This is a genomic window from Deltaproteobacteria bacterium (assembly GCA_019309545.1).
Classification (GTDB): domain Bacteria; phylum Desulfobacterota; class Desulfobaccia; order Desulfobaccales; family Desulfobaccaceae; genus Desulfobacca_B.
Genome location: JAFDGA010000024.1, coordinates 23,796 through 38,383 on the forward strand (window position 1 = coordinate 23,796; position 14,588 = coordinate 38,383).

14 protein-coding genes, 1 tRNA gene and 1 other RNA gene are annotated in these 14,588 nt (G+C 55.3%); all 16 read left to right on the forward strand.

Annotation, left to right across the window (positions count from 1 at the left end; translation table 11 throughout):
* Positions 1-38 precede the first annotated feature (38 nt).
* Positions 39-1,856: a DNA primase gene (locus JRG72_08615; GenBank protein MBW2135278.1), complete on the forward strand. Its 1,818-nt coding sequence runs from the start codon at positions 39-41 to the stop codon at positions 1,854-1,856.
* Positions 1,834-3,573 carry an RNA polymerase sigma factor RpoD gene (rpoD, locus tag JRG72_08620; GenBank protein MBW2135279.1) on the forward strand — a complete coding sequence of 580 codons (1,740 nt, stop codon included), beginning with the start codon at positions 1,834-1,836 and terminating at the stop codon, positions 3,571-3,573. The genes JRG72_08615 and rpoD overlap by 23 nt, the downstream gene beginning before the upstream one ends.
* 355 nt (positions 3,574-3,928) lie before the next feature.
* A tRNA-Ile gene (locus JRG72_08625) sits at positions 3,929-4,004 on the forward strand.
* Between the two features lie 108 nt (positions 4,005-4,112).
* A complete protein-coding gene (locus tag JRG72_08630; protein ID MBW2135280.1) occupies positions 4,113-5,231 on the forward strand; it encodes a Nif3-like dinuclear metal center hexameric protein in 1,119 nt (372 codons plus the stop codon).
* Positions 5,232-5,260: 29 nt separating this feature from the next.
* Positions 5,261-6,007 (forward strand): hypothetical protein, encoded by a 747-nt coding sequence (locus tag JRG72_08635; protein MBW2135281.1) that lies wholly within the window; start codon positions 5,261-5,263, stop codon positions 6,005-6,007.
* Between the two features lie 113 nt (positions 6,008-6,120).
* Positions 6,121-6,591: a ribonuclease HI family protein gene (locus JRG72_08640; protein MBW2135282.1), complete on the forward strand. Its 471-nt coding sequence runs from the start codon at positions 6,121-6,123 to the stop codon at positions 6,589-6,591.
* 13 nt (positions 6,592-6,604) lie between these two features.
* Positions 6,605-6,974: RNase P RNA component class A (gene rnpB / locus JRG72_08645), an RNA gene on the forward strand.
* A 94-nt stretch (positions 6,975-7,068) separates the two neighbouring features.
* Positions 7,069-8,034: a glycosyltransferase gene (locus tag JRG72_08650; protein MBW2135283.1), complete on the forward strand. Its 966-nt coding sequence runs from the start codon at positions 7,069-7,071 to the stop codon at positions 8,032-8,034.
* A gap of 37 nt (positions 8,035-8,071) precedes the next feature.
* A complete protein-coding gene (locus JRG72_08655; GenBank protein ID MBW2135284.1) occupies positions 8,072-9,049 on the forward strand; it encodes a formyltransferase in 978 nt (325 codons plus the stop codon).
* Positions 9,046-10,083: a bifunctional UDP-4-keto-pentose/UDP-xylose synthase gene (locus JRG72_08660; GenBank protein MBW2135285.1), complete on the forward strand. Its 1,038-nt coding sequence runs from the start codon at positions 9,046-9,048 to the stop codon at positions 10,081-10,083. The genes JRG72_08655 and JRG72_08660 overlap by 4 nt, the downstream gene beginning before the upstream one ends.
* 19 nt (positions 10,084-10,102) lie before the next feature.
* Positions 10,103-11,017 (forward strand): 4-deoxy-4-formamido-L-arabinose-phosphoundecaprenol deformylase, encoded by a 915-nt coding sequence (locus tag JRG72_08665; protein MBW2135286.1) that lies wholly within the window; start codon positions 10,103-10,105, stop codon positions 11,015-11,017.
* Positions 11,014-11,739 (forward strand): 2-C-methyl-D-erythritol 4-phosphate cytidylyltransferase, encoded by a 726-nt coding sequence (gene ispD, locus JRG72_08670; GenBank protein MBW2135287.1) that lies wholly within the window; start codon positions 11,014-11,016, stop codon positions 11,737-11,739. Before JRG72_08665 ends, ispD begins: the two co-directional genes overlap by 4 nt.
* Positions 11,717-12,193, forward strand: coding sequence for a 2-C-methyl-D-erythritol 2,4-cyclodiphosphate synthase (locus JRG72_08675; protein ID MBW2135288.1), 477 nt, complete (start codon positions 11,717-11,719; stop codon positions 12,191-12,193). The genes ispD and JRG72_08675 overlap by 23 nt, the downstream gene beginning before the upstream one ends.
* A gap of 48 nt (positions 12,194-12,241) precedes the next feature.
* On the forward strand, positions 12,242-12,808 hold the full coding sequence (locus tag JRG72_08680) for an HD domain-containing protein (protein ID MBW2135289.1): 567 nt from the start codon (positions 12,242-12,244) through the stop codon (positions 12,806-12,808).
* Entirely contained in the window at positions 12,805-13,737 is a 933-nt protein-coding gene (locus tag JRG72_08685; protein MBW2135290.1) for a D-alanine--D-alanine ligase, read from the forward strand. Before JRG72_08680 ends, JRG72_08685 begins: the two co-directional genes overlap by 4 nt.
* Positions 13,738-13,741: 4 nt before the next feature.
* Positions 13,742-14,588 (forward strand): serine hydrolase (locus tag JRG72_08690; GenBank protein MBW2135291.1); only part of this gene is annotated, 847 nt, incomplete at its 3' end.

Here is a 14,588-nt window from a genome sequence, read left to right on the forward strand (position 1 = left end):
CGTTATTTAACCAATTTCGGAAATCAAACATTTATCTTATGGCTCCTTACATCCCGGAATCCAAGCTGCTGGAGATCAAGGCCGCGGCCCCCATTGCCGAGGTCATTGGGCAGTATGTGAATCTGAAGCCTCGCGGGAGCTATCTGGTCGGTCTGTGCCCCTTCCATGCCGAGACCAACCCCTCTTTTACTGTCTATCCGGAACGGGAAATATTTCACTGTTTCGGCTGCGGGGTGGGCGGTAATGTCTTTACTTTTCTCATGCAACACCTGCGCTTGACCTTCCCCGAAGCGGCGATGGAATTGGCCCGCCGCTATGGCGTTCCCCTCTATGCCAAAGAATTGCGGCCGGAGGATGCTCGTCAGGCCCGGAAACGTCAAGCCTTCTACGAGGTCAATGAATTGGCCGCGGCCTTCTTTGAGGCCAATCTACGAGCCCCGCAGGGAGCGCCAGCCCAAGCCTATCTGTCCCGCCGTGGTCTAAACCCGGAAGTAGTGGCCAGCTATCGGTTGGGCTTTGTGCCGGATGAATGGCGGGCTCTGGAAAAGCATCTGTCGGCGCGAGGTGGCTCGCTGGAGGCAGCGCGTGACCTGGGACTGATCATCCCCCGTCAGTCAAGGGGGTATTATGACCGGTTCCGGGGCCGATTGATGTTTCCCATCCAGGATCAGCAAGGACGGGTAATTGCCTTTGGCGGGCGGGTTCTGGGGGAGGGAGAGCCTAAGTATCTGAATTCTCCTGAAAGCCCGTTGTACTCGAAGGGGCGCTCTCTTTATGGCCTCTATCAGGCCCGCGAGGCCCTGCGGAAACACCAGGTAGCTATTCTAGTCGAAGGCTATATGGATCTGTTGGCCCTGCGGGTCCATGGCATTGAGCCGGTAGTGGCCACTCTGGGCACGGCCTTGACCCAGGATCAGGTGCGTCTGTTAAAGGGCTATGTCCCGCGGGTGGTGCTGGTCTTTGATGGCGATGAGGCTGGCCTGAAGGCCATGATGCGGTCGTTTCCACAATTTGCCCGGGAACGTCTCCCGGTACGGGTACTGACCTTACCGAAGGGGGAGGATCCGGACAGCTATGCCTTTAACCACGGGGTAGAAATCTTCCGGCATCCCTGGGATCAGGCCCGTCCCTTGTTTGAGGTCATCCTAGAAGAAATCCTACACTCTCAGGGAGGCCAGATTGAGGGCAAAGTCACTGCCCTGGAACGGTTGAAACCCTATTTCCAGGCCCTGAATGATCCGGTGGAACGCACCCTGTGGACCCGACGGGCCGCGGAACGACTGGGGGTGGAAGAGACCATCCTCCAGCAGGCCTTGAAGTCCGGACCCAGACAGTCGGTGAATTTGCTGGCTATCCGAGGTGAGTTTTTCGTTAGCCTGGAAGAGCGATTAATAAAACTGATCCTTAATCATCCCACCATTCTACCCCAGGTCGGCCTGGAAACCTGGCTGGAGGACTTCGAGGACGAAAATCTCAAGGAGATCGCAGCGCAGATCCTGATCTGCTATCAGCAGCATGGACGGCTGGACTACGGCCTGTTGGTGAACCAGATGGAAACCACCAGCCTCCAGAATCAGGTCTGTGCCTTATCTTTGGCGGTAGAGGAATTCCCTGTGGAGAATTTGGCAACCCTGGTGGAAGATTGTTGCCGGGGTTTCCGGAAACGGCAATTAAAAAAGGAACAACAACAGCTCAAGCAACAACTACACCGGGCCTACAATAATCAAACGGGGGAGGAGTTTATGGCGATTCAGGCCCGGATCAGGGACGTTGATCTGCAGTTGCAAAATTTGCAAGCAGAACCAAGACCTTCTGGGGAAAAGGAGAAACCACATGAGCAAGGGAACAGATATTGAAGAGTACAAGGATTATGTTTCCTTGGAGGACAACCGCGGGTTCATCCCCCTCGAGGATTTACCTGACTCAGTATCCGCCACCCCGCTCTTTAATGAATCAGAAGATGATATGATTATCTTCGATGACATGGACCTGAAGGTTATCGAGGTCCCCCAGAAAATTGCTCTCCAGCCAATGGCAAATATGCCCATGGAGGAGAACAATCTGGAGTTTGAGTCTGAAACTCCGATTAAAATCGGTGACCCGGTCAAGATGTACCTGAAAGAGATGGGCATGGTCTCTTTGCTTACCCGGGAGGGGGAAGTGGAGATCGCCAAACGCATCGAACAGGGGGAGAAAGAAGTCATCTGTGCCTTATTGGAAACTACGGCAGGGACCAAAGAAATATTGTCGGTGGCCGAAAAAATCGCCCAGAAAAAAATGGCCTGGGATGACCTAGCCGACGATCTGGAAGCGAAGCCGGAGACAGAACTGGTCTCTAATAAAGATGACCTGGTTAAACTAATTAATAAAATCAAGCGGTTAGAGGATCACAGCCGCAAGCTCGTGGCATCTCTAAGGAAGGACGGTCTGGCCACGGAAAAAAAGGCTGCTCTTGAGGTCCGACTTCAGCGCGATCGACGCGAGATAGCCAAGTTGATCAAGCAGTTACGGATCGACCGGCGGCATTTGGAGAAAATTATCCAAAAAATATCACTGCTAGCCCGCAAAGTGCAAGAATCCCAGCAGACCATGGCCCAATGTTTGGAAACCACCGGGATGAATGCCGCAGAATTTAAAAAGGCTTGCAAAAATCTTAAAAAAGTTGGGAAGGGAGGCAACTCCTGGCCTAACCATGGAGTTACTCTATCTCCGGAGGAACTGATCGCACTGGAAGGACGCTGGAATGCGGCTCAGAAACAGTTGAAAAAGGCGACGCAGGAATTAGACCTGACTCCGGAGCGTATTGTGGAGATTCAGACCCGGATCAAAAAAGGGGAGCGGCAGGCCACCACTGCCAAACGAGAGTTGGTGGAGGCCAATCTGCGCCTGGTGGTGAGCATTGCCAAAAAATACTCTAACCGCGGGTTGCAGTTCCTGGACCTGATCCAGGAAGGCAATATCGGCCTGATGAAAGCGGTCGATAAATTTGAATATGAACGGGGCTATAAATTCAGCACCTACGCCACCTGGTGGATCCGACAGGCCATCACTCGAGCCATTGCTGATCAGGCCCGGACGATCCGCATCCCCGTCCATATGATTGAGACCATCAACAAACTCATCCGCACCACCCGTTATCTGGTCCAGGAAATTGGCCGCGAACCGACACCAGAGGAAATTGCCGAAAAAATGGATTTTCCCCTGGACAAAGTCCGCAAGGTTTTGAAAATCGCCAAGGAGCCGATTTCCCTGGATACTCCCATCGGCGAAGAGGAAGACAGCAACCTGGGAGATTTCATTGAGGACCGCAAAATCGCCTCGCCGATAGAGGCGGTGGAACACCTCAATCTGGCCGAACAGACCCAAAAAGTGCTGTCTACTCTGACCAGTCGCGAGGAGAAGGTCATCCGCATGCGGTTTGGCATCGGCGAAAAGGCCGACCATACCCTGGAGGAGGTGGGGCGTAACTTTGCCGTAACCCGGGAACGCATTCGCCAGATCGAGGGTAAAGCGATTCGCAAATTGCGCCATCCTTCGCGCAGCAAACAGCTGCACAGCTTTATTGAATACTGATTCCGGAAATTGCGGATGCTGGTGTTGTGTATCGTAATCGGCTATAATTGATAAGAGACCTGTCCATCCCTCTCTCCAACGGGGAGAGGGATGGAATAAGAGCTGGAAGTCACAGATATTATTATCAGATCGGTAATTATGATACCATTCACCAGCAATGGCGGGAAGCCAACCGGATTTTTACTGATTGAGAATTAGGGTTGCATTGCGCAAGGTTTTATGGATTATAATTATATAAGGCAATTTTTTAATTGACTGGCCAAGGAGGGCCAAAGCCACCTAATATGGACCTCCAGCCTGGACAGATCAGGTCTGCGGGCGGAAGTGAATGCGGCGGCCAGGCAGGATCAATCTGGGGCCCATAGCTCAGCGGTTAGAGCCACCGGCTCATAACCGGAAGGTCCCTGGTTCGAATCCAGGTGGGCCCACCAATATCAGAGGCAAGATGCTTATATTGCGACAAGTTAATCGTTATCCCCTTGAGCACCAGTGGGGATATAGCTCTGGGGTGCTGGCCGAGCACCCCTTTTTTATTAACCATGGCAGTCACCGTTAAGCACATTCTGGCCCTGGTTGAAGAGCAGGCCCCGGCCTCACTGGCGCTGGCCTGGGACCGGGTGGGATTGCAGGTTGGCCATCCCGAGCAGGAGGTGAAGACTCTGGTTGTGGCCCTGGAGCCTTCCGAAGCGGTTCTGCAGGGCGCGGTTGAGGCTGGCGCCCAGATGGTTTTGACTCATCACCCGGTGCTGTTTCAACCCCTAGAATGCCTCCGGTTGGATACGCCCACCGGGCGGCTGTTAAGCCTGGCCCTGAAGCACAACCTGGCCCTGGCCGCAGCCCATACCAACCTGGATATTGCCGAGCACGGTTTGAACGATTTTTTGGCCCGGACCCTGGAATTAAACCAGATCCAGGTGCTTCAGGAAACCCAGGCTGATAGTTGGTATAAGTTGGCGGTTTTTGTCCCCATAGGTTATGAAGACCAGGTGCGCCAGGCCCTGTTCGACGACCGCACCGGAGTGATCGGAAGGTATGGAAACTGCTCCTTTGCGGCCCGCGGGGAGGGGACCTACCGGCCCTTGGCCGGGGCGCAGCCTTTTCGCGGCGAGGTCACAGTGCTATCCCGGGCCAGCGAGTCGCGATTGGAAATCCTGGTGCCGGAAAGCCGGGTGGCCGCAGTAATCGAGCGTCTCAGGGCCGCCCACCCCTATGAAGAAGTGGCCTATGACCTCTATCCCTTAAAAAATCCAGGACGGTCTCTCGGCTTAGGTCGAGTGGGAGAGTGGCCTGAGGCCCGTCCCTGGCCGCAGGTTGTTCAGCACCTCAAGACCCTGTTCCAGGTGTCAATAATCAAAGCGGTGGGACAGCCGCCGGAGATGGTCAAAAAAGTGGCACTCTGCGGCGGCAGCGGCGGCGACCTGATCGAAGCCGCCTGGAAACAGGGGGCGGAGCTTTATCTCAGCGGCGATATCCGCTATCATCAAGCGGTCCCTTGGGCTTTGGAAAGCATGGCCATTCTTGATCTGGGCCATTATGCCACCGAGTCGATCTTTATGCCGGCCTGGGGCCAGAAGCTCCAGGAAAGACTGGATCAGGAAGGCATGCCGGTAAAAGTTATCATCGACGCCTGGGGGCAAGACCCGTTTCATTATTTATAGTTAAAAAATCATATGTTGGAGGTTTAGCATTGCTAGCAGAATTAAGGCAATTGATCGCCTTGCAGCAACTGGATAAGGAAATCCGGGCCCTTTCTCAGGCGCTGGAAGAAATTCCGGCCAACCTGAGGGAACTAGAGGCCAAGTTATCGGAAGTCCAGCAGGAGAAACAGAAAGAAGAACAAAAAGTGGAGGAATTGGAGAGTCAGCATCGCCAACTGGAATCAGAGATGACTGTGATGGATGAAAGCATCACCCGCAGCCGGGAACGGCTGATGGAGATCAAAGATAATATTGAATATAAGGCGATGCTTCGGGAGATTGCCTTCCGGGAGGATCGTAAGGATCAGAAAGAGACTGAGATCCTGGAATTATTGGAGGCCATTGAGGTCCATCATCAAACCCTGACCCAGCAACAAGAGGCGATAATCACCCTGCAACGCCAGATCGAGGGATTGCGGGCGGAAGTGGAGGAGCGGTTGGCCACGGTCAATCAGCAGATTCAGGAACTGACCGCGCAGCGACCGCAGGTCCTGCAACAGATTTCCCCTAATCTTTTAAAACGTTATGAGTTTATCCGGGAACGGCGGAATGGCACCGCCATCGCCGAGGTCCGCCAGGGGGTTTGTATGGCCTGCCATATGAATCTGCCGCCCCAGCATTTTATTGAGCTCCAGAAGGAACAAGAGATTCTGACCTGCCCGCATTGCCAGCGGATTATCTATTGGCTGGGGCCGGCTGACACCGAGGAACTGGCTTCGGAAACCGCGGTAGGATGACTGCTGCTGCGTCCAGGTCTGCGAATCGGGCCGAGCTGTTCTATGCCCTGGCGGAGAATCCTTATATTCCTGGCATGTTGAAGCGTTACAACCTAAGTCTGAAAGACTGGCAGATGCCTTTCTGGGAAACCGCGGAATATTATCGCTCCCTGGACCAGGAATACTGGACCTTATATGTTGATGGGGCCTCTCACGGCAATCCCGGTCCGGCCGGAGCCGGGGCGGTGCTGCGGGATAGCCAGGGGCGGGTTCAGGCTGAACTCAGAGAATATTTGGGAGAGGCCACCAATAATGAAGCCGAGTATCGCGCCCTGCTGCTGGGGCTGGAAGCCGCCAGGCGCCGGGGGGTGCGCCGCCTTTATATCTTTTCGGATTCCAAACTGGTGGTAGAGCAGCTCCAGGGAGGCTATCAGGTCAGAAGCCCGAAGCTGAAGCCTCTGTGGCAGTCCGCCAAAATCCGGTTGAACAATTTCGAGGCTTATGCTATTTCACATGTAGATCGGGCGAAAAACCAACACGCCGATCGCTTAGCCCAGGAAGCCATTGACCAAAAGGCCACAGTGGATTATAATTTAATCAACTAGCAGGCCCCGTATCGGAGTAGGCCAGGTGATCGCTGGCCGCCCGTTCTGGGCGGCGAGAGGAAAGTCCGAGCTCCGCAGGGCAGGGTGCTGGGTAACGCCCAGTGGGGGTAACCCCAAGGAAAGTGCCACAGAGAATAGACCGCCGGGACGAGTTCTTTGTCTCGGTAAGGGTGAAACGGTGAGGTAAGAGCTCACCAGTTCCGATGGTGACATCGGAAGCTAGGTAAACCCCACCCGGAGCAAGACCAAATAGGAGGGCGCTTGAGGGTAGCCCGCCCGAAGCTCTCGGGTAGGTCGCTGGAGGCCGCAGGCAACTGTGGTCCTAGAGGAATGATCACCACCGGTTATCCGGGACAGAACTCGGCTTATGGCCTGCTCCGATAGGTGTCTGTTTTCCTGAGGCCGACAATATTTGCGTCGGCCTTTTTATTAATTAGAGGAATTTAATTATCAATCATGGATGGTTCTATCCGGCCGATGTTATCCCGACACGAGGCTTCGCCTTATATTTCCGTAGTAATTCCAGTATATAACGAAGAAGACAATCTACCTGAGCTGGTCCGGCGTTTGCTGCACACTCTGACCGGCATGGGTCGCAGCTTTGAAATTGTATTTGTTGACGACGGCTCACAGGACCGTTCCTGGGAGATTCTGACTGAACTGCATCAGCAGCATCCGGATCACCTGCGGGCCATCCGGTTCAACCGCAATTTTGGCCAGCACCGGGCTATCTTTGCCGGATTTCAGGCCGCCCGGGGTCAGGTCATGGTCACTCTGGACGCCGATTTACAAAATCCTCCGGAAGAGATCCCGCGTCTGATCGCCAAACTGGAGGAAGGTTATGATGCGGTCGGCGGTTGGCGGGAGAACCGGCACGACTCCATGTTCCGCCGGCTGACGTCGCGGTCGATGAACCGGCTGATGTCCTGGGTCACCGGCGTCCGGTTGCATGATTATGGCTGTATGCTGCGGGCCTACCGCCGGGAAATCGTCGATAGCATCAATCAGTGTCACGAGTCCGCCAGCTTTATTCCTGCTCTGGCCAACAGTTTTGCCCAGCGCATAGCCGAGATCCCGGTCAGCCATGCCCAGCGGCAGGGGGGAAAGTCCAAGTATGGCATCCGGAAACTGATTCGCCTCAATTTTGACTTCATGACCGGCTTTTCCCATTTTCCCATCCATGCAGTGGGCTTCTTGGGTCTGCTGATTGCCTTGTTGGGTATGGGTTTTGGCATCTTTTTGTTTATCCGCCGCCTGGTGGTGGGGCCTGAGGTCGAGGGGGTGTTTACCCTGTTCGCCATCCTGTTCGTGTTCATTGGCTTACAGATGTTTGGTCTGGCCCTGATCGGCGAGTATGTCGGCCGTATCTATCGCGAGGTGCGCCAGCGGCCCCGCTATGTCATCCGGCAGCAGCTGGGCGCTGGCCCAGACCTGCGGAAATAGAACAGCTTCAACTAGTTTTTGGTCTTAAGCTCAAAATATGCGCCTGATCTTCCTCGGCTATCATAATATCGGCCATATCTGTCTGGAAGTCCTGGGGGACCTTTGTCGGCAGTATGGTGATGAAATTGTGGCGGTAGTCACCCACGCTGATGATCCGGGCGAGAATATCTGGTTTGCCTCAGTGCGAGAGCTGGCCTGGGCGCAATATCATCCCCTCTATCAACCGGCTGACCCCAACGACCCGCAGTTTGTCGAAGTCATGCGGCGGCTGGCGCCCGACTTTATTTTTTCCTGTTATTATCGCCAGATGTTGAAAAAACCGCTGCTGGACCTGCCGCGCTTTGGGGCGCTGAATCTGCATGGCAGCCTGCTGCCCCGGTACCGGGGGCGTTGTCCGGTCAATTGGGTGCTGATTAACGGCGAAAACGAAACCGGGGTGACCCTGCATTATATGGAAGAAAAGCCTGATTGCGGCGACTTGGTGGCCCAGAAGCGGGTGCCTATCACCCTGGAGGACACGGCATTGACTCTGTTTGCCAAAATGACCGCCGCAGCCGGGGAATTAATCCGAGAAATTTATCCCCCATTACGCGCCGGGGTTGCGCCCCGAATTCCTCAGGACCATCGCCAGGCCAGCTATTTTGGGGGCCGACACCCCCAGGATGGTAAAATTGACTGGAATCAATCCGCCTGGCAGATTTACAACCTGGTGCGGGCCGTCACCCACCCTTATCCCGGGGCGTTCACCACGCATCGGAGCCGCAAGCTCTTCATCTGGAAAGGTAAAATGGTAAATGAACCACTGCCCCCAGGTTCGCAGCCGGGGCAGGTGGTGGCTATTCTTCCTAATGAGGGGTTGCTAGTTGCTACGGGTGAGGGGGGATTTTTGCTGCAGCAGGGGCAATTCGAGGGAGAACCAGAGTTGGCGGGGGCGGAACTGGCGGATCAGGGGGGTTGGCCCGGCCAAAGGCTGGGCGATGATCAGCCCACTCAGGCGGGGAGGGAGCTATCTTGAAAATCTTGATTCTGGGAGTGAATGGCTTTATCGGCAATGCCTTGGTGCGCCGCATCCTCAACACCCGCGACTGGGAAGTCTTTGGCATGGATTTGTTTGCTAATAAATTAGATCATTCCCTGGATCATCCGCGCTTCCACTTCCTGGAGGGGGACATCGCCATTAATAAGGAATGGATCGAATATCACATCAAAAAATGCGATGTTGTCCTGCCCCTGGTAGCCATTGCGACGCCGATGAGTTACGTCAAACAGCCCCTTCAGGTATTTGAGTTGGATTTTGAGGAAAATCTGCGTATTGTCCGGCAATGTGTCAAATATCAGACGCGGATTATCTTCCCCTCCACCTCAGAAGTCTACGGCATGTGTGCCGAGCCCGAGTTCCACGAAGATTCCAGCCTGATGGTCTTGGGACCGATTCATAAACAGCGCTGGATTTATAGCTGTTGCAAACAATTGCTGGATCGGGTAATCTGGGCCTATGGTCAGGAGGGCAAGCTTCAGTTTACCCTTATTCGCCCCTTTAACTGGATCGGCCCCAAGCTCGACGATATCGATGCCGCCAAAGAGGGTAGTTCCCGCGTGGTGACCCAGTTTATCATTAACCTGGTCAACCGCGAACCGATCCGGTTGGTGGATGGGGGCCGCCAGAAACGCTGTTTTACCTACGTTGAAGACGGTATTGATTGCCTGATGAAGATCATCGAAAATCCTGGCAAGGTGGCTGACGGCCAGATCTTTAATATCGGCAATCCCAACAATGAAGTTTCGGTCAAAGATCTGGCTTATATGCTGCGGGAGCTGTTTATGAATCATCCGGACCATCAACATGACCAGGAGTATTCCGAAATCATCCAGGTGCCTCACGAGGAATACTATGGCCAAGGCTATCAGGATATTCTGTCCCGCAAACCGGCTATTGACCAGGCGCGCCAGTTACTGGGGTGGGAACCCCGGACAGATTTACCCACCTCCTTAAAATATACCCTCGATGCCTTCCTGACCGAGATTCGGCGGCTGAACAACCAAGGCTGAGGTTTTTTAAGAACCTGTGATGCATTTGGCAATAAAAGTTGATGTTGATACTCTGGCCGGCTATCGGGAAGGAGTGCCGTCACTGTTGGCGCTTTTTCAAGAACGGGGTATTCGGGCCAGTTTCTTTGTTGCCATGGGACCGGATAACTCCGGCCAGGCTATCTGGCGGCTGTTCCGACGCAAAGGTTTTTTACACAAAATGCTGCGGACACGGGCCCCGCAACTGTATGGTTTGAGGACCCTGGCCTATGGCACCCTGTTGCCCGCCCCGATGATTGTCGCCGCCGCACCGGGGTTGCTCCCAGAGGTGGTGGCGGCTGGCCATGAATTGGGTATTCATGGATACGACCATGTGTACTGGCAGGATCACCTTAACCATTTGCCTCAGGAGGCCATTCACCTGGAAATTCTACGCGCCCAAAAGACTTTTATCAAGGTTATGGGTTACCCGGCCAAGGCCTTTGCCGCCCCTGGTTGGCAGTGTAACCCGGCCAGTCAGGCCGTCCTGGCAGCTGAAGATTTTCTTTACGTCAGCAATACTCGGGGCTACTGTCCTTATTTTCCCCGCTATGACCGCCAGGTCTTTCCCACTTTGGAAATCCCTACCACTCTGCCTACCCTGGACGAACTTTTAGGGTTAAACGGTCGCACTGCCGGAGACTTTAATCAAGAAATCCTGGCCCGTCTGCGTCCCGGCCAGGTTGAAGTCCTCACCGTTCATGCCGAAGCCGAAGGGCGTATCTTTAAAGATGATTTTGCCCGCCTCCTGGATCAATTGCAGGGCCGTGGGGTCAAATTCCTTCGCCTGGGAGATTGGGTCCAGGAGCTGTTATCTTCGCCAACCGCCCTCCTGTCAGCACCGGTTACGTGGGGGACACTGCCCGGACGGGCCGGAGAAGTTGCCTGCCAGGGGCCTTTGGAGGGCCAACCATGACCGTGGCCGCCATTGTTCCGGCCGCCGGAGTAGGTCGGCGTATGGGCCACAAAATCCCCAAGCCCTACCTTCCTCTGGCCGGAAAGCCCATTCTGGCTCATACCCTGGCAGTGTTTGAATCCCTACCAGAGATCGACGAGATTACCGTAGTTACTCACCCCGCCGAACTGGAGTTCTGCCAGGAAAAAATATTGGTCCCTTATGGATTTCAAAAAGTCTTACGGTTGGTGCCCGGAGGCAAGGAACGTCAGGACAGTGTGTATCATGCCCTGAAAATCCTTTATCATCAAGAAGACTTGGAAATTATTGTGGTGCATGACGGAGTGCGCCCGTTTGTGACCCCTGAGGCCATTCGCCAGACCATTCAGGTCGCTCGTGACAGCGGTGCCGCCATTTTAGCCCAACCTGCCCAGGATACTATCAAGCGAGTGAACAAAAAACATCAGGTTCAAGAGACCTTAGATCGCCGGGACCTATGGCTGGTGCAAACTCCTCAGGCCTTCAAAGCCGATCTGCTCTGGAAGGCCTTTGTCGAAGCCTATGCCAGGAATTTTTTTGGTACCGATGAAGCCTCTTTACTAGAGCAACTGGGAGTGCCGGTCACGGTGGTCAAAGGTTCTCCCTATAATCTGAAAATTACTACTCCGGAGGACCTCCACCTGGCCGAAATTCTGCTCAAGATGAGGCAGAAGTCCAAACATGCGCGTCGGACTAGGATATGATGCCCACCGGCTGGTGCCCGACCGCCCCTTAATTCTGGGCGGGGTGGAGATCCCTTATCATCTCGGCCTAAAAGGACATTCTGACGCTGATGTCCTCTCCCACGCCATTGGCGACGCGCTTTTGGGGGCGGTAGGGGCGGGAGATCTAGGGCAGCATTTCCCCGACAGTGATCCAGCCTACCAGGGGATTTCCAGTCTGGTCTTATTGGAGAAGATTATGGCCCTGATCCGGAAAAGGGGCTATCATCTAATTAATGTCGATGCCACGGTGGTCGCCCAAGCCCCGACCCTGAAACCCTATATTCCCCAAATGAATGCTACCCTGGCCCAGACCCTGCAACTATCGCCGCAGGCGGTGAATATCAAGGCCACTACCACCGAAAAAATGGGCTTTACCGGCCGCGGCGAAGGCCTGGCCGCCTATGCCGTGGTGTTGGTGGATCAAGCCGGATGAGTGATTTAGATTGAAAATTGCTCGGCCTTTTGGCATGATTAAATAACTATGTCAAAAATATGTCCATCGCCAACCGAGTGCATGCAGTTGATGGCTGAGCATCAGATGCTGCCCAACATTCGGGAGCATAGCCTGCGGGTCAGGGAGGCGGCCCTAATGGTCGGCGAAGCTCTGGTGGAGGCAGGTTGTCAATTGCACCTCTCCCTGCTTGAGGCCGGGGCTCTGCTCCACGACATTGCCAAGACCACCTGCCTGCGTAACGGCGGCGATCATGCTCAGCTCGGAGCAGAGTGGCTGCAAGACTATGGCTATCCAGAGGTGGCCGAAATCATTCGGGGGCATGTCTATCTGCCTACTCGGGTCCGGGAATCCCCCCGCATCTGTGAGGCCGAGGTGGTCAATTATGCCGATAAACGGGTAATGCATACCCAGGTCGTGCCCCTTGAGGTGAGGTTTGCCGATCTACGGAATCGATATGGTCGGAATGATCAGGCCCGGCAACGCATAACCGAGCTTGAGCGGCGCACTCGCCGACTGGAAGATAAACTGTTTGCACCCCTCAGCCTCAATCCTCCTGACTTACTTTGTATCAATGACTCCTGGAGGGCAGTATGAATAAATTGCGCCTGGCGCTTATCAGTGGCGGCAAATCCTCGGAACGGGAGGTGTCGCTGAAGAGTGGCGAACAGGTCTATCAGGCCCTGGACAAAAGCAAATATGACATCCGGCGCTATGACCCCCTGGTCGATCTGGAAAAACTGGTGCGCGACGCCCCTGAACTCGATGTCGCCCTGATCATCATGCATGGCCGCTGGGGGGAGGACGGCACCATCCAGGGCCTGCTTGATCTGTTAGGTATTCCCTATCAGGGGTCTGGGGTGCTGGGCAGTGCCCTGGCCATCAACAAGGAGATCAGCAACCAGCGTTATCGCCAGGCCGGGCTAAAAACGCCTAAGGAAGTGGTCTTTTCTCGCACCCAGGTCCCGCCCCCGGCGGAAATCGAGGCCCGGCTGGGACTGCCTGCGGTCATCAAACCGGTCAGCGAAGGCTCCAGTATCGGGGTCACCATCGCTCAATCCCGGGAACAACTGGCGGCCGGCATCGAAACCGCGCTGGCCACTGATAATCGGGTGTTGGTGGCGGAATTCATAGCTGGCACCGAGGTCACCGGCGCGGTCTTGGGCAACGACCACTTGCAGGCCCTGCCGCTGGTGGAGATCGTTCCGGCTACGGATTATCCCTTCTTTACCTATGAAGCCAAATATAAAGCTGGCGCTACCACCGAAATCTGCCCGGCCCGGATCAGTCCGGAACTCACGACCAAAGCCCAGCAATGCGCCCTGACCGCGCATCGGGCCCTGGAATGTCGGGGCTACAGCCGCACCGATATGATTATCCGGGACGGCGACATCTATGTCCTGGAGACCAATACCATCCCTGGCATGACCGCCACCAGCCTTTTCCCCCAGGCCGCCCAAGCCCAGGGCCTGAGTTTTTCGGCCCTGCTCGACCGACTCATTGATCTGGCTTTGGAAAATTCATGACCAGATGAGCAATTCCTGGCCGGTTCTGGATGAGATATTACAGCAAGGACTGCGCCACCAAGTTTTTACTGGGGCCGCGCTGTTAGTGGGACTCAAGGGAGAACTGCGCTACGAGGCTGCGGTCGGACAGGTTGATCAAACTCCCGAGGCCGCTCCGGTCCACCGCAACACCTTCTTTGATCTGGCCTCCCTGACCAAACCGTTGGCTACGGGGCTGGCGCTACTGACCCTCATGGCTGCCGGGCGGCTACAATTGACCACCACTCTGGGCGAAATTCTGCCCGGTGACCGGCTGCCGCATGATAAACTGCCCCTCACCCTCGGGTCCTTGCTGACCCATAGCGCCGGGTTGCCGGCTTGGCGGCCTTTTTATCAGACTATCTTAGTGCAACCCCCCGAGCAACGACCGGGAATGCTGGAAAAGCTGGCCGCCGCCGAGCCTTTGGAATATCCGCCCGGTACCGCCACCGTGTATAGTGATTTAGGTTTCATGCTCCTTAAGGGGGTGATCGAAACCGCCAGCGGCCAGGATCTGGACAGCTTCTGCCGGGAGCAGCTTTATATTCCCCTGGGGCTGCCCGGACTGGGGTTTTGCCCCCGGAGCCGCCCCGGTGGTGATAAGCGAGATTATGCCGCTACCGAGACCGGTCTGATTCCTGAGCGCTCCATCCGGGGCGAGGTGCACGATGAAAACGCCTGGGCCGCCGGGGGCATCGCCGGGCATGCCGGATTATTCGGGCGGGGCTGGGAAGTCTTCCGGCTGCTGGCGGCGCTCTATCAGAGCTATCAAGGAAAAACGCCACAATTTTTCCATACCCCCTGGGTCCGCACCTTTCTCACCCCAGCGCCGG

What these genes read in the sequence shown, in the direction of transcription:
- JRG72_08615 (MBW2135278.1), top strand. Translation starts at nt 39, where the DNA reads ATGGCTCCTTACATCCCGGAATCCAAGCTGCTGGAGATCAAGGCCGCG.
- rpoD (MBW2135279.1), top strand. Translation starts at nt 1,834, where the DNA reads ATGAGCAAGGGAACAGATATTGAAGAGTACAAGGATTATGTTTCCTTG.
- JRG72_08630 (MBW2135280.1), top strand. Translation starts at nt 4,113, where the DNA reads ATGGCAGTCACCGTTAAGCACATTCTGGCCCTGGTTGAAGAGCAGGCC.
- JRG72_08640 (MBW2135282.1), top strand. Translation starts at nt 6,121, where the DNA reads ATGCCTTTCTGGGAAACCGCGGAATATTATCGCTCCCTGGACCAGGAA.
- JRG72_08650 (MBW2135283.1), top strand. Translation starts at nt 7,069, where the DNA reads ATGTTATCCCGACACGAGGCTTCGCCTTATATTTCCGTAGTAATTCCA.
- JRG72_08655 (MBW2135284.1), top strand. Translation starts at nt 8,072, where the DNA reads ATGCGCCTGATCTTCCTCGGCTATCATAATATCGGCCATATCTGTCTG.
- JRG72_08665 (MBW2135286.1), top strand. Translation starts at nt 10,103, where the DNA reads ATGCATTTGGCAATAAAAGTTGATGTTGATACTCTGGCCGGCTATCGG.
- ispD (MBW2135287.1), top strand. Translation starts at nt 11,014, where the DNA reads ATGACCGTGGCCGCCATTGTTCCGGCCGCCGGAGTAGGTCGGCGTATG.
- JRG72_08675 (MBW2135288.1), top strand. Translation starts at nt 11,717, where the DNA reads ATGCGCGTCGGACTAGGATATGATGCCCACCGGCTGGTGCCCGACCGC.
- JRG72_08680 (MBW2135289.1), top strand. Translation starts at nt 12,242, where the DNA reads ATGTCAAAAATATGTCCATCGCCAACCGAGTGCATGCAGTTGATGGCT.
- JRG72_08685 (MBW2135290.1), top strand. Translation starts at nt 12,805, where the DNA reads ATGAATAAATTGCGCCTGGCGCTTATCAGTGGCGGCAAATCCTCGGAA.